The following is a 17558-nucleotide window of genomic DNA, read 5'->3' as shown; positions in this document are numbered from 1 at the left end:
GGATCCACGGGCGGCGCGGCTCACGACAGTTGCGTGACGTCCAGTTCTCCGTCCGCGTAGGACCTGCGGAGCACCTTCTTGTCGAACTTGCCGACGCTCGTCTTGGGGACCGCCGGCACCACGGCCCACCGCTCGGGGACCTGCCAGTGGGCGACCCGGGCCTCCAGGAACGCGCGCAGCGCGGCGTAGTCGGCGGTGGCGCCCTCGCGCAGGACGACGGTGGCGAGCGGGCGTTCGCCCCAGCGCTCGTCGGGGACGGCGACGACCGCGGCCTCGGCGACGTCGGGGTGGGCCATGATGTGGTTCTCCAGGTCGACCGAGGAGATCCACTCACCGCCGGACTTGATGACGTCCTTGGCGCGGTCGGTGAGGGTCAGGTAGCCGTCCTCGGAGATCACGCCGACGTCGCCGGTACGCAGCCAGCCGTCGGGGCTGAACTTGTCCTCGGGACGCAGCGGTTCCTCGCCCGCGCCCCCGAAGTACGCGGCGGCGATCCACGGCCCGCGCACCTCCAGCTCACCGGCAGACCGGTTGTCCCACGGCATCACCGAGCCGTCGGGGCCGATCAGCCGGGCCTCGACCGAGGCGGGGAAGCGGCCCTGGGTGATCCGGTGGGCCCACTCCTCCTCGCCCTCGGCACCGGCCGGCGGATGGGCGACGGTGCCCAGCGGGGACGTCTCGGTCATGCCCCACGCCTGGACCAGGCGGACGCCCAGCTGCTCGTCGAACGCCTTCATCAGGGACGGCGGGCAGGCCGAGCCGCCGATGGTGACCTGCTTGAGGGACGTCACGTCGCGCGGCTTGGCGGTGAGTTCGGCGAGCAGCCCCTGCCAGATGGTGGGGACGGCGGCGGCGTGGGTGGGGCGCTCGCTCTCGATCATCTCGGCGAGCGGCGCCGGCTGCAGGAACCGGTCGGGCATCAGCAGGTTGATGCCCGACATGAAGGCGGCGTGCGGGATGCCCCAGGCGTTGACGTGGAACATCGGGACGACCGGCAGCGAGGTGTCGTGCGAGGTCAGGCCCATCGACTCGGCCGCGTTGACCTGCAGGGAGTGCAGGTAGACCGAGCGGTGGGAGTACACCACGCCCTTGGGGTCGCCGGTGGTGCCGGAGGTGTAGCACATGGCCGCGGCCTCCAGCTCGTCCAGCTCCGGCCAGTCGTAGCGGGTCGGGCGGCCGGCGATCAGCTCCTCGTAGGCGTGGACCTGGGGCCGGTTCTCGGCGGGGACGGCGTCGAGCACGGAGGTGTCGCCGGGGCCGACGACGACCAGGTGCTCCACGGACCGGAGCTGCGGCAGCAGGGGCGCGAGCAGCGGCAGCAGGGTGCCGTTGACGAGGACGACGCGGTCGGCGGCGTGGTTGACGATCCAGACGAGCTGGTCGGCGGGCAGCCGCAGGTTCAGGGTGTGCAGCACGGCGCCCATCGACGGGATGGCGAGGTACGCCTCCATGTGCTCCGCGTTGTTCCACATCAGGGTGGCGACGCGGTCGCCGCGGCCGATGCCGAGCTCGTCGCCGAGCGCGTGGGCGAGCTGGATCGCGCGCACGCCGATCTCGCGGAACGTGCGGCGCCGCGGTGCGCCGTCCCCGGTCCACGTGGTGACCGTGGATTTGCCGTGCACCAGCGAGCCGTGCACGAGGATACGGGTCACGGTCAGGGGGACATCCTGCATGGTGCTCAGCACGCGGGCCTCCGGCAACGACGGCGGGGTCGGTTGCCCGCGATTCTGCTGGCATACCGCGTGGTATGTCACTACCTCGCGCCCAATTCGTCCCGTCTCGATCCGGCGGCGCGGGGCCAGCGGCCTGCGCGGGTCACGCCACGCACAGCTCCAGTTCCGGATCGTCACGCAGCTTGCCGAGGGCCCGCGACACCGCGCTCTTCACGGTGCCGACCGAGACGCCGAGCGCCTCGGCGGTCTGCACCTCGCTCATGTCCTCGTAGTAGCGCAGCACGACCATGGCCCGCTGGCGCGGGGGGAGCCGGGCTATGGCCCGCAGCAGGGCGTCCCGCTGGGCCTGCTGCTCGACCGGGTCCGGCTGGCCGGGGGCCTGCGGCTCGGGCAGCTCGTCGGTGGTGAACTCGTCGACCTTGCGCTTGCGCCACTGCGACGTGCGGGTGTTGACCAGGGTCCTGCGCACGTAACCGTCGACGGCGCGGTGGTCGTCGATCCGGTCCCAGGCCAGGTACGTCTTGGTCAGCGCCGTCTGCAGCAGGTCCTCGGCGTCTGCGGGGTTGGGGGTCAGGGAGCGGGCGGTGCGCAGCAGCGTCTGCCCCTTGGTGCGGACGTAGTCCGTGAACTGGGTGGCGTTGGCGCTGGTGCACACAGGCGTGGTCATGGCTCCACGCTAGGAGCACTCCCGGGGGCGGCGGATCGGCCGCAAGTGCCGAAGCGAGGTCACCCTCAGGTCGTAGGCCGGGGGTCTTCCCCACCTTCCGAGGGGGGACCCGGGGGTGTACGTCCCTGAGGGGATCCACCTGGGGGACCACCCCTGGGGACGCCCCCACGCTGCCCGGGGAGGCCCGGGGACGGCCGGGAAGACGGCCCCCGGGGTGCGGAAGCGCACCCCGGGGGCCGTCCCGCGGTCCGCAGGACGGCCCCTGGGGGTCCCGCGGTCCGCGGCCGGTGTCAGCCGACGACGGCGACCGGTGCGTCGACCAGGTTGCGGTCCACGTTGAGGCTCATGCCGCCGTGGGACTCGGTGACGCTGCCGTCGTACTGGTGGATGCGGGCGTGGGGGGTCCAGGCCGTGTCGGAGATCGCCGGGTCCGACGTGACATCGGGGGTCACCCCCCAGCGGCCGTACCAGAGCACGTCGGGCAGGTCGCCCTTGCCGGCCGCGCGGGCCTCGTCCATGTGCTGCACGCCGGAGTCCGCGCTGCTGTAGAAGCCGGTGACGTACCCCTCCGCGTGCACCTGCCGGTCCCAGGCCTGGACGTAGGCCAGGGTGGTGGCCTTGCAGGCGGAGTCGCCGATGTCGTACGCCTCCATGTCGAGGTACAGCGGGCTGCCCGGCTGGATTCCGAGCGCCTGCGCGGCGGCGACCGCGTCCCGGCCCTCGCTGGTGCCCTGGGAGGAGGGCGCGGAGCCGTCGATCTGGAAGGGGTTCTTGTTGCTGCCCTCGACGCAGGGGGCCTGCGACCCGACGTAGATGGGCAGCAGGTTCCAGCCCGCGTCGGTGGTCTGCCGCACCCAGTCAGGGGTGAGGTTGCGCTGGGAGCTGCAGGCGCGGGCCCGGCCGCCGAAGTAGATGCCGGCCGCCCGGTAGCTGGAGTGGGCCCGCCAGGCGTCCATGGTCGCGAGGTCCGGGGCCTGGCAGGTGTCGAAGCCGTCGCCCTGGAAGATGCGGGCCGCCGCCGTCCTCGGGTGGTGGTGCCCCGGGACCGCCGCGGCCGCCGACGGCGGGGCGAGCGCGGGGGTGAGCAGACCGGTCAGCGTGAGCGCCCCGGCAAGCAGATAACGGGCGAATGTCTTCTTTTCGGTCATTTGGTGAGTCAACGATGCGCACACCCCGCTGGCCGCGCAGACACGCCGCCACTGCTCCGTCAGAACGCCCTGCCTGGACGTCCCCTACGCCAGGTCGGCGGTGCGAGAAGTTTTCCACAGGCTGTGGACGACAGATGGGCGCCGGGCTCCTGCACCGCGGCGGCACCGGCCCGCACCGCCCAGCCGACCGCGCCGGCCAGGGTGTCGCCCTCGGCCAGCCGCCACGCCAGCGCGCCGGTGAACGCGTCACCCGCGCCCGTGGTGTCGACGGCCTCCACCGCGGGGGCCGGCACCAGCGTGCTGACGCCGTCCGCGCCGACGACCACCGCGCCCGCCGGCCCGAGCGTGACCACCGCCGAGCGCACGCCCAGCCGCAGCAGGTCCTCCGGCACGGCAGCGTCCTCGCCGTCGCCGTCGCCGTCGCCGCCACCGGCACCCGCACCCGCACCCGCACCCGCACCCGCACCCGCACCCGCACCCGGATCGTCTCGCGCACCGGCCTCCCGCACCGGGCCGGCACCCTCCCCCGAGGGCGCGCGGTCCCCCGCGCCCGGCCCTTCGGCGGACGCCGCCAGCAGCACCCGCATCTCGTGCTCGTTGACCACCAACGGGTCGGCGTGGGCCAGCACTTCGGCCGCCTCGGGGGCGCCCGCCAGGGCCTCCGCCGGAGAGGCGTTGAGAACGAAGCGCGGTGCACGGCGGGCCGCGGCCCGCACCGCCGCCAGCGGCACCTCGCACTGCGCCGACACCACCCGCACCCGCGCGGTGACCGCGGACTCCACCTCGGCGGCGGTCAGCCGGGCATTGGCGCCGGGCGCGACCACGATGCTGTTCTCGCCGCCGGAGGCGACCGTGACCAGGGCGACGCCCGTCGGCACGCCGGCCGCCGCCGACAGCGCCGAGGTGTCCACCCCCGCGTCCCGCAGCGCCGCGGCGATCAGCTCGCCGTGCGCGTCCCGGCCGACCTTCCCGCAGAACCCGACGCGCGCGCCGAGCCGGGCCGCGGCCACCGCCTGGTTGGCCCCCTTGCCGCCCGGATGGACCGCCAGGTCCGTGTCCCCGAGCACCGTCTCCCCCGGTCCCGGGTGCCGCGGCACGCCGACCACCAGGTCGGCGTTGGCCGATCCGACCACCAGCAACGTCATTCCGCTTCCCGCACTCGGCACACCTCCATCCTCCCGCGACCGGCGACGCGCGGCGGCACCCCAGTGCCGCCGCGCGTCTATCTCCCTTCTCCGGACGGCGCGTCAGCGGGACCGCGTCACCGGAGCCCTGTCACCACAGCCGGGTGAAGTGGATGCTGACGTTGTCCTGATGGATGGCGGTGAAGCCGGATCCGGCCACGCTCGCCGTGTTGTTCTGGTTCGAGGCGCCTGCTCCGGTGGCCGCCTGCTGGGTCGTCGTCACGTTGCCGAAGTTGCCGCCGCCGACGTTGCCGCCGGAGTTGCTCACCACCGTCGCGTTCGAGTGGCCACCCGCGAAAGCGCCGTCGTCGGCCGCGGCGGTACCGGCGAACAGCACCGCCGCGACGGGCAGTGCCGCAACTGCGGCCAGGACTCGGACGGTACGGATGCGTGCCATGGTGTTCCCTCCCAGGGACATTTCTTCGCTGTGCGGCGGGCGGCCGGCCGACCGCTCCACCGCTTCTCTTCGGCGTCGCCACAGCCAGAACTGCCCACGTCAGCGCGCCGGAACGCGCCCGCATGATCCTTTTCGCCCGCACGCGTGACCGATGTGTCGATAAACCCCTGAAGTGACGCTCACGGGGGCATTCGCGCCGGCCCGGCGCCACCGGAGCGCGCCCGCCCGGCGCACCGCGCCCCAGGTCCGGGCCGCGCGCCCCGCCCACCGGGCCCTGGAACCACCGGAATTCACCGTGCCGCATATTCCGGCGGAATGCGGCGAACTTCCCCTCCCCGCCTGTACACCGGCGACGCGCGCACGGCATACTCGGTCGCTCCGGCCCCCGTTGGCCGGACCATCATCTTTCGGCATCGAGACGCCTCGCAGGCCCCGGGCGGTGCCCCTTCCGCGCCCGCCTCCGCAATCCGCGCGGAGAGCACGGAGTTCACCGGTCCGAGTGCCGGCACCTGGCTGCCCGACCAGCATTCAGGGAGCAGAACCCAGTGCGTGCAATCACCAGACGAGCCATAGGCGTCGCAGTCGGCGTGGGCTCCTTCACCGCCGCCATCACCATGGCGGGCACCGGCGTGGCCCAGGCCCACGGCGGCAAGTGCGACCGAGCGGGGATCGAGCACTCGATCGACGACGGCCAGACCTGGACCCACGACGGCCGCATGGACGGCGACAAGGTCCCCACCGTCGTGAAGGTCCGGCTCACGGACACCGAGCGCATCGGCGACGGGTGCACGTACAACGTGTCGCTCGCCTCCTACAGCGCCGAGGGCCCCAAGTGGGAGAACTCCGGCACCCAGGCCTTCCTCGGCTTCGCCACCACCACGCTGAGCAAGAAGAGCCCCGAGGCCACGCTCGACGTGAGCCAGTGGGCCCCGGAGTGCTTCGGCCAGATCGACCTGTACGGCAACAACACCAAGTACGACGGCTCGTCGGACTCCGCCGCGCTGCCGCACTACCCGGACTCCGCGACGCCGACCAACCTGATCACCGCCTGGAACGGCGGCCAGGAGTGCCAGCAGTCGCCCTCGCCGTCCCCGTCGGACGAGACCACCTCCCCGACGACGCCGAGCACCTCGCCCAGCACGGACACCCCGTCGACGAGCCCGAGCACCGACACGCCGTCGACCAGCCCGAGCACGGACACGCCGTCGCCGAGCGGGTCGCCTACCACCAGCGCCCCGGCCGTGGGTGACAGCAGCTCGCCGAGCCCGTCCGCCGGCAGCACCGCCCCGCCCACCGGCACCCCGTCGGTGCCGCCCGCCGACTCCAGCGGCAACCTGGCCGAGACCGGTGGCAACGGCACGCAGACCGCCACCTTCGCGGCCGGCGGCGCCGTGCTGCTGCTCGCCGGTGGCGCCGCGGTGTTCTTCACCCGCCGCCGCCACTCCCGCGCGCACTGAACCAGCGACGCACCCGCAAGGCTGACGTGACCGGCTGAACCCGGCACCCGTCGCACGACGGCACGGCCGCTCCCCGCATCCGGCGGGGGGCGGCCGTCGCCGTGTCGCGCACCGGCGCGAAGCAGGCCGGAAAGGGCCGGACCCGGCCGGACAGGTCGTAGGCTGGCCCGTCATGCGCATCCTGGTACTCGGCGGAACGTCCTTCGTGGGACGCGCCATCGTGGAAGAGGCCCTCGCCCGCGGCACCGACGTCACCCTGTTCGGGCGCGGCCTGACCGGCCCGGAACTGTTCCCCGGCGTGCCGCGGCGCATCGGCGACCGCGGCACCGGCGACTACTCCGCGCTGGAGAGCGGCAGTTGGGACGCCGTGGTGGACGTCAGCGGCTACCTGCCGCGGCACGTCCGCCAGTCCATGGACGTCCTGCGCGACCGCGTCGGCCGCTACCTGTTCGTCTCCAGCCACGCCGTCTACCGCCCCGGCGCGGCCCCCGGATCCGACGAGGACGCGCCGCGCCGCACGCCGGTCCGCGACACCGAGGTCCTCGACGGCGACACCTACGGCCCGTTCAAGGTCGCCTGCGAGGACGACGTGCTGGCCCGCTACGGCAGCCGCGCGACGCTCGTGCGGCCCGGCAAGGTCGTCGGCCCGCACGACCCGTCCGGCAGCTTCACCTACTGGGTGCGCAGGGCCGCCCAGGGCGGCACGATCGCCCTGCCCGCGGACCCCGCGCAGCCCGTTCAGGTCGTCGACGCGCGCGATCTGGCCCGCCTGGTCGTCCAGTTGACGGCCGACGACCGCGCGGGCGCGTTCCAGGCGGTGGGGCCGGCGGAGCCGGTGACGCTCGGCGGGCTGATCGCGACCTGCGCGGAGGTTGCGGGGGCGCGGGTGGAGGTGGTGCCGGTCGAGGTGCCGGCGGACGAACTTCCGCCCCTGTTTCCGCTGGTGCGGGCGGACTGGACGTCGCAGCAGCGAAGTGCTTTGCGGGCGCGGGGGGTTGGGCTCGGCGCGACGCCTCTTGCCGTGACCGCGGCCGATGTGCTCGCCTGGGACAGGTCCCGGGGCGAGCCGGACCTTCCCTCGGGGTTCACCCCGGCCCAGGAGCGGGCTCTCCTGGACCGCGCCGTCCGTCGCTGACCCTCGTCCTTTCTCCTCCCACCCGCCCACCCGTTGAACTCGTCCGTCAGGTGGACGTCTCTCGTGGTGGGTCGGGGCCGCCCCGGGAGTATCTCCTCGGAACTGTGCGTGCGGCCTGCCCGCCGGGTTCCCCGGGAGTGTGCACAGTTCCTGCGGGGACACTCCCGGACCGTCCCCTCCGGTCGCGCCGGCGGCTGCCGGGCCGGTGGGGGTGAACAGGTACTCCCGGGTTGCCCGGGAAGAGGCCCTCACCCCCCACCGGCCGTCAGCCGCCGGCGCGACCGGAGGGGACGGTGGGGCGGTGTCCCCGCAGGAACTGTGCGTCCGCCCGGGTGCCATAGCGGGAAGGCCGCACGCACAGTTCCGAGGAGATACCGGGCCGGCGGCCCCGACCCACCCACGAGAGACGTCCACCTGAAGGACGAGTTCAACGGGTGGGCGGGTGGGAGAAAAAGGAACGGGCTGAGGGCGGTAGCCCTCAAATGGACAAAAGAACGAGGGTGCGCGACGTTCGAAGGGTGAGCGCCGCCCGCCTGGTATGGGTCAACGTGGGACGTCCGAAGGACGTCGCGTGGCACGGCCGCACCGTCCACACCGGAGTGTGGAAGACCCGCGTCACCGGGCCGAGAATGGTGCGCCGGCTGAACGTGGACGGCGACGGCCAGGGCGACCTCGCCGGTCACGGCGGCGAGATGCGCGCCGTACTGGTCTACCAGCTCGCCTCCTACCGCCACTGGGCGCAGGAGCTGTCCCGCGACGACTTCGTCCCCGGCCAGTTCGGCGAGAACTTCACCGTCGACGGCCTTGCCGACGACGAGGTCTGCATCGGCGACCGCTACCGCATCGGCGCCGCACTGTTCGAGGTCACGCAGCCGCGGGTGACCTGCTACCGGGTGGGCCTGCGGATGGACGAGCCGCGGATGGCCTCGCTGATGGTCGCGCACGGCCGCCCCGGCTTCTACCTGCGGGTGCTGGAGGAGGGCGAGGTCGAGGAGGGGCAGGACGTCGTCCGGGTGGCGCAGGGGCCGGGACGGCTGACGGTCGCCGCGGCGGACGCGCTGCTGTACCGGTCGGAGCATCCCCGCGACGAGCTGGAGCGGGCGCTGCGCATCGAGGCGCTGAGCCCGGGATGGCGGGCGTCGTTCGAGGCGCTGCTGCGGCAGGAGGGCACGGGTGCGGGCAACGTCGGGTTGACCGCTGAGGCGTCGGCGCCGCCGCCCGCGTGGCCCGGGTTCCGTCCGCTGGCGGTCACCCGGATCGACCGGGAGAGCCGGGGCGTGCGCTCGCTGTGGCTGGCGGAGCCGGACGGCGACCCGCTGCCCGCGGCGGCGCCGGGCCAGTACCTGACGCTGCGGCTGGACCCGGGCGGCGGCGGGGCGCCGCTGGTGCGCAGCTACTCGCTGTCGGGGCCGCCGGACGCGGGCACGTACCGGATCAGCGTGAAGCGGGAGCCGAAGGGCGCGGCGGGCACCGTGCTGCACACCCGGGTGGGTGTCGGGGACCGGCTGCAGGTGGCGGCGCCGCGCGGCACGTTCACCCTCGCGGACGGCTCGGGCCCGCTGGTGCTGGCGTCGGCCGGGGTGGGGGCGACGCCGCTGCTGGCGATGCTGAACGTGCTGGCCGCGCGCCCCTCGGAGCGGCCGGTGTGGTGGCTGCACGGAGCGCACGACGGCGGCTCCCACGCGTTCGCGGCGGAGAGCCGGCGGCTGCTGGCCCGGCTGCCGGGAGCGCACGTGCGGATCTGCTACAGCCGTCCGCGTCCCGAGGACCGGGCGGGTGCCGACTACGCCGCGGCCGACTACACGGACGCCGGGCACCTCGACGCGGGCGTGCTGGAGCGGGCCGGGGTGCCGGCGGGCGCCGAGGCGTACCTGTGCGGGCCCGAGGCGTTCATGGCGGACCTCGCGGAGTCGCTCGCCGCGCGCGGCGTGGCCCGGACGGACATCCACACCGAGGTCTTCGGCACGGCGTCCGGCAGCACCCCCGGAATCGCGGCGGAGCCCTCGGGCCCGCCGCACGCGCCGCCCGGCCAGGCCGGAACGGGGCCCGCGGTGACGTTCGTGCGCAGCGGCCTGACCGTGCCGTTCGACGGCCGGCACGGCACGCTGCTGGAACTGGCGGAGGCATGCGACGTGCCGGTGCGCTGGTCGTGCCGCACCGGCGTCTGCCACACCTGCGAGTGCGGGCTGCTCAGCGGCGAGGTGTCCTACGACCCGGAGCCGCTGGACGCCCCGGCCGGCGGCAACGCGCTGATCTGCTGCTCGCGGCCGGCGCGGGACGTCGTGCTGGACCTGTGAGCGCACGGCTCAGCGGTCCTGGACCCTGTCGAGCGCGGGGCTCAGGCCTTGCCGCTGCGGGCCGGCAGCTTCCAGCCGGGCCGCGGGAAGTGGCAGGTGTACCCGGCGGGGTAGCGCTCCAGGTAGTCCTGGTGCTCGGGCTCGGCCTCCCAGAAGGGGCCGAGCGGCGCCACCTCGGTGACGACCTTGCCCGGCCACAGGCCGGACGCGTCGACGTCCTCGATGGTGTCCAGGGCGACGGCCTTCTGCTCCTCGTCGGCGTAGAAGATCGCCGACCGGTAGGCCAGGCCGATGTCGTTGCCCTGGCGGTTGCGGGTGCTCGGGTCGTGGATCTGGAAGAAGTACTCCAGGATCGTGCGGTAGTCCGTCACCTCGGGGTCGAAGAGGATCTCGATCGCCTCGGCGTGGGTGCCGTGATTGCGGTACGTGGCGTTGGGCACGTCACCGCCGGAGTAGCCCACGCGGGTCGAGGTCACCCCGGGCTGCTTCCGGATGAGGTCCTGCATCCCCCAGAAGCATCCGCCGGCCAGGACGGCCTTCTGCGTCTGCGCGGCCATGTCAGTCCTTCCCTCGTCGTCGGGGGTGGATCGCACCGGATCTCCCCATGTGCGGAACCCGCCGGCCGTCGGCAAAATTCCCTGGCAGGGCAGTAGGGTCCCAAGAGGGCCTTCCCCGCCGCAGGGCACGCCGGTGTCGAAAGGGAGAACGCGTTGGCATCCTCGCTCTTCCCCCCGCAGGAACCCTCGTCCGCGTCGGGCCCGCTGCTGCCCCCGCAGCCGCAGACGCCACCGCAGTCCGCGTCGGCGCCGCAGCCCGGGGCGGCCGCCGTGCAGCCGCCGGCACCTGAGTCGCAGCAGGTCCTCGCGCCGCTGACCAGTGCTGCGGCCTTCCTCGTGCTGACGATCGAGGAGGGCGGCGAGGAGACCGTGCGGGACCTGCTGGGGGACCTCGCCGGGCTGGCTCGCGCCTTCGGCTTCGGGGCCCCCGACGCCGGCCTGAACTGCGTCGCCGGGATCGGCTCGGACGCCTGGGACCGGCTGTTCGCCTACCCCCGCCCGGCCGAGCTGCACCCGTTCCGGCCCATCGACGGCCCCCGGCACCACGCCCCGGCCACGCCCGGCGACCTGCTGTTCCATCTGCGGGCCACCCGGACGGACCTGTGCTTCGCCTTCGCCTCGGAGATCATGCGGCGGCTGCGCGGCGCGGTGGTGCTCCAGGACGAGGTGCAGGGCTTCAAGTACCTGGACGTCCGCGACCTGCTCGGCTTCGTCGACGGCACGGAGAACCCGGTCGGCGCCACCGCCCGCGCGGCCGTGGTCATCGGCGACGAGGACCCGGAGCACGCCGGCGGCAGCTACGTGATCGTGCAGAAGTACCTGCACGACCTCGACACCTGGAACGCGCTGCCCGTGGAGGCCCAGGAGCGCATCATCGGCCGCACGAAGGCCACGAACATCGAACTGGACGCGCCCGGCTCGCACGTCGACCTGAACACCGTGGTCGGGCCGGACGGCGAGGAGCGGAAGATCCTCCGCGACAACATGCCGTTCGGCAGCCCCGGCCGCGGCGAGTTCGGCACGTACTACATCGGCTACGCGCGCACCCCCGAGGTGACCGAGCTGATGCTGGAGCGGATGTTCGTGGGCGTGCCGCCGACCGGCCACGACCGCATCCTGGACTTCTCGACCGCCGTCACCGGCACGCTCTTCTACGTCCCGTCCGCCGACCTCCTCGACGACCTGCCCCCGCTTCCCGCGACCGCCGCCCGCACCGCGGCGCCCGGCCCGGCCGCGCCGCCGGACCCGCCGGGCGACCGGCCCGACCTGCCCGGCACCCCGCCCTCCCCCGACGGCGGCGCGTCCGGCACCGGGTCCGACGGCAGCCTCGGCATCGGCAACCTGAACAGGAGCACGCTCCCGTGAACAACCTGCACCGCGAACTCGCGCCCGTCTCGGCCGCCGCCTGGGCCGACCTGGAGGCCGAGGCCCGCCGCACCTTCACCCGCCACATCGCGGCCCGCCGCATGGTGGACGTCCCCGAGGCCGCGGGCCCGGAGTTCGCCGCGGTGGCCACCGGGCACCTCGCGCCGGTCGACCCGCCCGCCGAGGGCGTCACCGCGCACATGCGGCTGGCCCAGCCCGTCGTGGAGCTGCGCGTCCCGTTCACCGTCGACCGCGGGCAGGTCGACAGCGTGGAGCGCGGCGCGAAGGACCCGGACTGGCAGCCGGTCAAGGACGCCGCCCGCAAGCTGGCCTTCGCCGAGGACCGGGCGGTCTTCGAGGGGTACCCGGCGGCCGGCATCACCGGGATCAGGTCCGCCGCGTCCAACCCGGAGCTGACCCTGCCGGCCGACGTGCGGGCCTACCCCGACGTGATCAGCCAGGCCATCACCGAGCTGCGGCTGGCCGGCGTGGACGGCAGGTACAGCCTGGCGCTGAGCGCCGACGCGTACACCGCGGTCAGCGAGACCTCCGACCAGGGCTACCCGATCCACGCCCACCTGGCGCGCCTGGTGGACGGCGACATCGTGTGGGCGCCGGCCATCGACGGCGCGTTCCTGCTGGCCTCCCGCGGCGGCGACTTCGAGCTGGTCATCGGCCAGGACGTGTCCCTCGGCTACCTGAGCCACACCGCCACCACCATCGAGCTGTACTTCCAGGAGACGTTCACCTTCCTGGTCCACACCTCGGAGGCGATCGTCGCGCTGCAGCCCGCCCCGAAGGCGTAGCCGGCGGGATCAGCAACCGGTCCGCCCGGACGCTCTCACGTTTCCGTCCCCGCGTGCGTCTACCTGGTGCAGGCGCCGGCGGAACAGGGCCGCGCGCCGCGAGAGGAGGGCACACGCATGCGCACGCACACCGTCGCCGGCTCCCCGCTGGGTGACCTGGTCGTCGTCGCCGAGGACGGGGCGGTGACCGGGCTGTACTTCGCGCAACGGCACCGGGGGCGGCCGGCGCAGGAGGAGTTCGGCGACCGCGACGACAGCTGCTTCCTGGAGGTCAGGCAGCAGCTCAAGGAGTACTTCGGCGGCGAGCGCCGCGCCTTCGAGCTGCCGCTGAGCCCGCGCGGCGACGACTTCCAGCTCCGGGTGTGGCGGCTGGTCGCCGCGATCCCGTACGGCCGGACCCGCAGCTACGGCGAGCTGGCCGACGAGCTCGGCGACCGGTCGCTCGCCCAGGCGGTCGGGGCCGCGGTGGGCGCCAACCCGCTGTGCCTGCTCGTCGCCTGCCACCGCGTGGTCGGCGCCGACGGCCGGCTGACCGGCTACGCGGGCGGCCTGGACCGCAAGCGGTTCCTGCTGGAGCTGGAGGAGCCGGTCCAGCAGCGCGAGTCCCGGCTGTTCTGAACGGTGCGGGAGGCGATGCCGATGGGTCGAGCGGGTACGGGCACGGGCTCACGCGCAGGCGGGGACGTGGCTGCGGCGCCGGAGGCCCGCTCGCACGCGGGCGCGCTTACCGGCGCGGCGGCGGCGCGGAAGCCGCCGTTCGAGGAGGTCGTGGCCGCGTACGGGCCGATGGTGCTGCGGGTCGTCCGGGCGGTGCTCGGGCCGCACGACGCCGAGGACGCCTGGTCGGAGACGTTCCTGGCCGCGCTGGGCGCCTATCCCGAGCTGCCGGCGGACGCCAACGTCGAGGCGTGGCTGGTGACGGTGGCGCACCGCAAGGCCGTCGACGTGACCCGCGGCAACGCCCGCCGGCCCGCCCCGGTCGGCGCGGTCCCGGACCGCCCGGCGGCCACCGGCCGCCCCGACGACAGGGACCCCGACCTCTGGCAGGCGCTCGCCGCCCTGCCCGAGCGGCAGCGCCACGCGGTGGCGTACCACTACCTGGCGGGCCTGCCCTACCGGGAGATCGCCGCCCTCACCGGGGGCAGCACGGACGCCGCGCGCAGGGCCGCGGCCGATGGCATGAAGACCCTGCGCCGCACCTACCCGCACCCGCCGTCCACGGAGGAATCATGATCACCCACGACCCGGCCACCGACCCGGTCCCGGCGAGCGGCCCGGTCCCCGCCACCGGCCCCTGTCCGGGCGCCGCCCTGACCCCCACCGATCCGCTGCTGGCCGCCCTCACCGCACCGGGCGGTGCCGAGGACGACGCGCGGACGGCCGCGCGGCTGCACGCCCGGCTGGTCGCCGAGGCCGGCGGCGCGGGCCTGCTCGACGTCGCCTACCGCACGCTGGACACCCCGGCCGGGACGCTGCTGCTGGCCGCCACCGAGCAGGGCCTGGTGACGGTCGCGTACGCGGTGCAGGACCACGCGGCGGTGCTGCAGGGGCTGGCCGACCGGATCAGCCCGCGGGTGCTGCACGCGCCCGGCCGGCTGGACGCCGCCGCCCGCCAGCTCGACGAGTACTTCGCCGGGCGCCGCCGCACCTTCGAACTGCCCCTGGACTGGCGCCTGTCGAAGGGGTTCCGGCGCGAGGTGCTGGTCCACCTGCCGCACATCGCCTACGGCAGCACCGAGAGCTACGCGCAGGTGGCCACCGCGGCGGGCAGCCCGCGCGCGGTGCGGGCGGTCGGCACGGCGTGCGCGACCAACCCGCTGCCGGTCGTGGTGCCGTGCCACCGGGTGGTGCGTTCGGACGGCACGCACGGGCAGTACGTCGGCGGCGCCGACGTCAAGGACCTGCTGCTCGGCATGGAGGCCGCCGCGTGAGCCCGTGGCGGTGGCCCGAACCGCTGGCGATCGCCCTGAGCCGGCGGCGGTCGCCCGCGTGAGTCAGCCGGCCCTCGCCGCGCCGCCGAGCCCGGCCTGGCCGCCGCCCGGTTCCGTGCCCCCGCCCGCGCGCGGCCCGGTCGTCCCCGGGCCGTCGCCGTCCGGCGGCTCCGGACCGGTCTCCGGTCCGTCCGCGGCGCCCGGCCGCGGCCGCGGCGGCGACAGTTCGCGGGCCAGCAGGGTGGCGCCGGCCACCGCGCCCGGCATCAGCACGACCGCGACGAACGGGACGAGGAAGGCGAGCACGAGCGGCACGCCGAACCCGAGGACCAGCAGCAGCCGGTGGCGCAGCAGCCGGATCCGTACCGCCATCGGCACGTCGCGCCGCTGGAAGGCGACGGCGGACAGCTCCAGGGCGAGGAAGAAGCCGGAGACGCAGAAGCCGATCGCGGGCACCACGGTCTGGCCCACGAAGGGCAGGAACCCGGCGGCGAACAGCACGAGGCCGAACGCCGCGACCCGCACCAGCACATAGAGGCTGTCCACCGCCGAGATCCACAACTCCCGCCACAGCGACCGCTCCTGGGGCTCCGGCGCATGGCCCTCCGCCCGGTCCACCCGCTCGGCCAGCGCCTCGTAGAAGGGCTGCCCGACCAGCAGGGTGACCGCCGTGAAGGAGATCAGCGCGAGCAGCAGTCCGCCCCCGAACAGCAGCGCGGTGAGCAGCCCGCGGAACAGTCCGGGCCAGGGCGACGCCCAGTGGTCGGCGAACGGTGTGGCCCAGTCGACGAAGTCCGCGCCCCACAGCGCGAGGACTACCAGCGCCGCGGCGTAGCCGACGAGCGTGAGCAGGGCCGGGACCATCCCGAACCGCCAGTCGCGCCCGTGGCGCAGGGCCCAGCGCTGCCCGTCGGCGAGCAGCCGCACTCCGTGGATGAGATCGCGCATGGCCGGATCGTACGGGTTGCCGTTCGCGCCAACCCCCCTTTGGTCCAGACCTATTGACGGGTCCGGTGGCCGCTCCTACGGTCGGGTGCTGCGCGCAGGTCACTCCACTTCACCCAGAGCCGGGCTTCAAGCCCCCCCACTTCAGCTCACGCCCATGGCACGCGGCGAGAAGGGAGCACAGCATGTTCCGTCGGAGGTTGCGCACGTTACGCCTGGTGGGTGCCGCACTGGCACTCGCCGCCCTCGTCCAGATCCCCGCCGCCGCGGCGGCGACCCGGTCGGCCGCGGCCGACACCTGCGCGACGAAGCCGAGGCCGTCCGGCAAGGTCCTGCAGGGCTACTGGGAGAACTGGGACGGTGCCGCCAACGGCGTGCATCCCGGCCTCGGTTGGATCCCGGTCACGGACAGCCGGATCGCCGCCCACGGCTACAACGTCATCAACGCCGCCTTCCCGGTGATCCTTTCGGACGGCACCGTCGAGTGGCAGGACGGCATGGACACCGGCGTCAAGGTCCCCACACCCGCCGAGATGTGCCAGGCCAAGGCCGCCGGGTCGACGATCCTGATGTCGATCGGCGGTGCGGCCGCCGGTATCGACCTGAGTTCGAGCGCCGTCGCCGACCGCTTCGTCGCGACCGTCGTGCCGATCCTGAAGCAGTACAACTTCGACGGGATCGACATCGACATCGAGACCGGCCTGGTCGGCAGCGGCAGCATCGGCACGCTGTCCACCTCGCAGGCCAACCTGGAGCGCATCATCGACGGCGTGCTCTCCCAGATGCCCGCGGGCTTCGGCCTGACGATGGCACCCGAGACCGCCTACGTCACCGGCGGCAGCATCACCTACGGCTCGATCTGGGGCGCGTACCTGCCGATCGTGAAGAAGTACGCGGACAACGGCAGCCTGTGGTGGCTGAACATGCAGTACTACAACGGCAGCATGTACGGCTGCTCCGGCGACTCCTACGAGGCCGGCACGGTCGCCGGCTTCACCGCCCAGACGACCTGCCTGAACAACGGGCTGGTCGTGCAGGGCACCACGATCCGGGTGCCCTACGACAAGCAGGTGCCGGGCCTTCCCGCCCAACCGGGCGCGGGCGGCGGCTACATGGCACCGAACCTCGTCAGCCAGTCCTGGAACGCCTTCCAGGGCGGCCTCAAGGGCCTGATGACGTGGTCGCTCAACTGGGACGGCTCCAAGGGCTGGACCTTCGGTGACAACGTCCGCTCCCTGCAGGGCCGTTGATCCTCATGTCGTGAGCGGCCCGTGAGATGCCGGTGCCCCGGCCCTGTGAAGGGACCGGGGCACCGGAACGGAGCGGTCAGATCAGCGCGTTGTAGGTGTTCCAGCCGGCGCCGATCCTCACCCGCGCGGCGAAGGGCGCCGCGGCGCTGCCCGTGCCGTGGTACAGCCACAGCACACCGGAGGCGTCACGCGCCACCAGGTCCGCCCTGCCGTCGCCGGTCACGTCCCCGGTCCCGGCGAGGGCGCTGAACATGTTCCAGCCGCCGCCGATCCGCACCCGGGCCGCGAACGGCGCCGCAGCACTTCCGGTGCCGCGGTAGAGCCACAACACACCCGACCCGTCACGGGCGACGAGGTCGGCCCTGCCGTCACCGGTCACTGGTATCCGGCGGTGCCGTCCTCCTGCTCCAGGACCCCGTCCTGCCCGGCGGCGACGATCGACAGGTCACGGATGACGGTGGCGCCCGGCGCCGGGATCTGCACGTCCGGCGAGCCCGCGGCGTAGGCCGCGCCCGCCTGCGTCACCACGGTCCCCAGGCCGAGCGCCAGCATGCACGCAGCGGTCGCCCCCGCGGCGCAGGCCCGCGCCCGCACTGCTCTGCTCATTCTGTTGTCCTCCCCGACCAACGGCTCGGCCGGTGTGAGGAGTTCTCCTCGACCCACCCCGGCCAGCCCCCCAAGCGGCCGATCGAACGGATCGTGCCGCAGGCGGAAGGTATCAGCAGATCCCGGCGGCCTCCCAGATT

18 protein-coding genes are annotated in these 17558 nt (G+C 74.0%); 9 read left to right on the top strand and 9 right to left on the bottom strand.

What is annotated here, in order from left to right:
- Nucleotides 1–20: 20 nt before the first annotated feature.
- The 5 genes from ACH4TG_RS05605 to ACH4TG_RS05585 all read right to left on the bottom strand — a co-directional run bounded on the left by ACH4TG_RS05605 (nucleotide 21) and on the right by ACH4TG_RS05585 (nucleotide 5069).
- Complete coding sequence (locus ACH4TG_RS05605; RefSeq protein WP_398240860.1) at nucleotides 21–1685, bottom strand: long-chain fatty acid--CoA ligase; 1665 nt, start codon at nucleotides 1683–1685, stop codon at nucleotides 21–23.
- Between the two features lie 130 nt (nucleotides 1686–1815).
- A complete protein-coding gene (locus ACH4TG_RS05600) occupies nucleotides 1816–2340 on the bottom strand; it encodes a SigE family RNA polymerase sigma factor (protein ID WP_398240859.1) in 525 nt (174 codons plus the stop codon).
- Between the two features lie 290 nt (nucleotides 2341–2630).
- Nucleotides 2631–3488, bottom strand: coding sequence for a DUF1906 domain-containing protein (locus tag ACH4TG_RS05595; protein WP_398240858.1), 858 nt, complete (start codon nucleotides 3486–3488; stop codon nucleotides 2631–2633).
- Between the two features lie 59 nt (nucleotides 3489–3547).
- Complete coding sequence (locus ACH4TG_RS05590; protein ID WP_398240857.1) at nucleotides 3548–4633, bottom strand: ribokinase; 1086 nt, start codon at nucleotides 4631–4633, stop codon at nucleotides 3548–3550.
- Nucleotides 4634–4763: 130 nt separating this feature from the next.
- Nucleotides 4764–5069 carry a hypothetical protein gene (locus ACH4TG_RS05585; protein ID WP_398240856.1) on the bottom strand — a complete coding sequence of 102 codons (306 nt, stop codon included), beginning with the start codon at nucleotides 5067–5069 and terminating at the stop codon, nucleotides 4764–4766.
- A gap of 545 nt (nucleotides 5070–5614) precedes the next feature.
- On the opposite strand from ACH4TG_RS05585, the gene ACH4TG_RS05580 reads away from it, so the two are divergent.
- From ACH4TG_RS05580 to ACH4TG_RS05570, 3 genes are all read left to right on the top strand, one after another.
- Nucleotides 5615–6526, top strand: a complete 912-nt coding sequence (locus ACH4TG_RS05580) for an LAETG motif-containing sortase-dependent surface protein (RefSeq protein WP_398240855.1) — start codon at nucleotides 5615–5617, stop codon at nucleotides 6524–6526.
- 172 nt (nucleotides 6527–6698) lie between these two features.
- Entirely contained in the window at nucleotides 6699–7661 is a 963-nt protein-coding gene (locus ACH4TG_RS05575) for an NAD-dependent epimerase/dehydratase family protein (RefSeq protein ID WP_398240854.1), read from the top strand.
- A 518-nt stretch (nucleotides 7662–8179) separates the two neighbouring features.
- On the top strand, nucleotides 8180–9958 hold the full coding sequence (locus ACH4TG_RS05570; RefSeq protein ID WP_398240853.1) for an MOSC domain-containing protein: 1779 nt from the start codon (nucleotides 8180–8182) through the stop codon (nucleotides 9956–9958).
- Between the two features lie 41 nt (nucleotides 9959–9999).
- Here the strand turns inward: ACH4TG_RS05570 and msrA are convergent, their stop codons facing one another.
- Nucleotides 10000–10515 (bottom strand): peptide-methionine (S)-S-oxide reductase MsrA, encoded by a 516-nt coding sequence (gene msrA, locus ACH4TG_RS05565; protein WP_398240852.1) that lies wholly within the window; start codon nucleotides 10513–10515, stop codon nucleotides 10000–10002.
- A 270-nt stretch (nucleotides 10516–10785) separates the two neighbouring features.
- Between msrA and ACH4TG_RS05560 the strand changes: the two genes are divergently transcribed.
- From ACH4TG_RS05560 to ACH4TG_RS05540, 5 genes are all read left to right on the top strand, one after another.
- Nucleotides 10786–11880: a Dyp-type peroxidase gene (locus ACH4TG_RS05560; protein WP_398241189.1), complete on the top strand. Its 1095-nt coding sequence runs from the start codon at nucleotides 10786–10788 to the stop codon at nucleotides 11878–11880.
- On the top strand, nucleotides 11877–12686 hold the full coding sequence (locus ACH4TG_RS05555; protein WP_398240851.1) for a family 1 encapsulin nanocompartment shell protein: 810 nt from the start codon (nucleotides 11877–11879) through the stop codon (nucleotides 12684–12686). Before ACH4TG_RS05560 ends, ACH4TG_RS05555 begins: the two co-directional genes overlap by 4 nt.
- A gap of 117 nt (nucleotides 12687–12803) precedes the next feature.
- Nucleotides 12804–13304: a methylated-DNA--[protein]-cysteine S-methyltransferase gene (locus ACH4TG_RS05550; RefSeq protein WP_398240850.1), complete on the top strand. Its 501-nt coding sequence runs from the start codon at nucleotides 12804–12806 to the stop codon at nucleotides 13302–13304.
- Nucleotides 13305–13370: 66 nt separating this feature from the next.
- Nucleotides 13371–13919 carry an RNA polymerase sigma factor gene (locus ACH4TG_RS05545; protein ID WP_398240849.1) on the top strand — a complete coding sequence of 183 codons (549 nt, stop codon included), beginning with the start codon at nucleotides 13371–13373 and terminating at the stop codon, nucleotides 13917–13919.
- Entirely contained in the window at nucleotides 13916–14617 is a 702-nt protein-coding gene (locus ACH4TG_RS05540; RefSeq protein ID WP_398240848.1) for a methylated-DNA--[protein]-cysteine S-methyltransferase, read from the top strand. Before ACH4TG_RS05545 ends, ACH4TG_RS05540 begins: the two co-directional genes overlap by 4 nt.
- A gap of 63 nt (nucleotides 14618–14680) precedes the next feature.
- Here the strand turns inward: ACH4TG_RS05540 and ACH4TG_RS05535 are convergent, their stop codons facing one another.
- A complete protein-coding gene (locus ACH4TG_RS05535; protein ID WP_398240847.1) occupies nucleotides 14681–15565 on the bottom strand; it encodes an EI24 domain-containing protein in 885 nt (294 codons plus the stop codon).
- A 182-nt stretch (nucleotides 15566–15747) separates the two neighbouring features.
- Here ACH4TG_RS05535 and ACH4TG_RS05530 point away from each other — a divergent pair, with 182 nt between their 5' ends.
- A complete protein-coding gene (locus ACH4TG_RS05530) occupies nucleotides 15748–16812 on the top strand; it encodes a chitinase (RefSeq protein ID WP_398240846.1) in 1065 nt (354 codons plus the stop codon).
- 76 nt (nucleotides 16813–16888) lie between these two features.
- On the opposite strand, the gene ACH4TG_RS05525 is transcribed toward ACH4TG_RS05530, so the two are convergent.
- Together ACH4TG_RS05525 and ACH4TG_RS05520 are read right to left on the bottom strand one after the other, a co-directional pair.
- Nucleotides 16889–17191 carry an FG-GAP repeat domain-containing protein gene (locus ACH4TG_RS05525; protein WP_398240845.1) on the bottom strand — a complete coding sequence of 101 codons (303 nt, stop codon included), beginning with the start codon at nucleotides 17189–17191 and terminating at the stop codon, nucleotides 16889–16891.
- Entirely contained in the window at nucleotides 17188–17418 is a 231-nt protein-coding gene (locus ACH4TG_RS05520) for a hypothetical protein (RefSeq protein WP_398240844.1), read from the bottom strand. Before ACH4TG_RS05520 ends, ACH4TG_RS05525 begins: the two co-directional genes overlap by 4 nt.
- Between the last annotated feature and the right edge of the window lie 140 nt (nucleotides 17419–17558).

The sequence above is a fragment of the Streptomyces sp. NPDC020917 genome (genome assembly GCF_044333795.1).
GTDB lineage: Bacteria > Actinomycetota > Actinomycetes > Streptomycetales > Streptomycetaceae > Actinacidiphila.
Note: the sequence above shows the minus strand (reverse complement) of the source record. Positions and strands in the feature narration are given on the sequence as shown.

What these genes read in the sequence shown, in the direction of transcription:
- ACH4TG_RS05575 (WP_398240854.1), top strand. Translation starts at nt 6,699, where the DNA reads ATGCGCATCCTGGTACTCGGCGGAACGTCCTTCGTGGGACGCGCCATC.
- msrA (WP_398240852.1), bottom strand. Translation starts at nt 10,515, where the DNA reads ATGGCCGCGCAGACGCAGAAGGCCGTCCTGGCCGGCGGATGCTTCTGG.
- ACH4TG_RS05535 (WP_398240847.1), bottom strand. Translation starts at nt 15,565, where the DNA reads ATGCGCGATCTCATCCACGGAGTGCGGCTGCTCGCCGACGGGCAGCGC.
- ACH4TG_RS05530 (WP_398240846.1), top strand. Translation starts at nt 15,748, where the DNA reads ATGTTCCGTCGGAGGTTGCGCACGTTACGCCTGGTGGGTGCCGCACTG.
- ACH4TG_RS05540 (WP_398240848.1), top strand. Translation starts at nt 13,916, where the DNA reads ATGATCACCCACGACCCGGCCACCGACCCGGTCCCGGCGAGCGGCCCG.
- ACH4TG_RS05595 (WP_398240858.1), bottom strand. Translation starts at nt 3,488, where the DNA reads ATGACCGAAAAGAAGACATTCGCCCGTTATCTGCTTGCCGGGGCGCTC.
- ACH4TG_RS05585 (WP_398240856.1), bottom strand. Translation starts at nt 5,069, where the DNA reads ATGGCACGCATCCGTACCGTCCGAGTCCTGGCCGCAGTTGCGGCACTG.
- ACH4TG_RS05590 (WP_398240857.1), bottom strand. Translation starts at nt 4,633, where the DNA reads ATGACGTTGCTGGTGGTCGGATCGGCCAACGCCGACCTGGTGGTCGGC.
- ACH4TG_RS05550 (WP_398240850.1), top strand. Translation starts at nt 12,804, where the DNA reads ATGCGCACGCACACCGTCGCCGGCTCCCCGCTGGGTGACCTGGTCGTC.
- ACH4TG_RS05600 (WP_398240859.1), bottom strand. Translation starts at nt 2,340, where the DNA reads ATGACCACGCCTGTGTGCACCAGCGCCAACGCCACCCAGTTCACGGAC.
- ACH4TG_RS05520 (WP_398240844.1), bottom strand. Translation starts at nt 17,418, where the DNA reads ATGAGCAGAGCAGTGCGGGCGCGGGCCTGCGCCGCGGGGGCGACCGCT.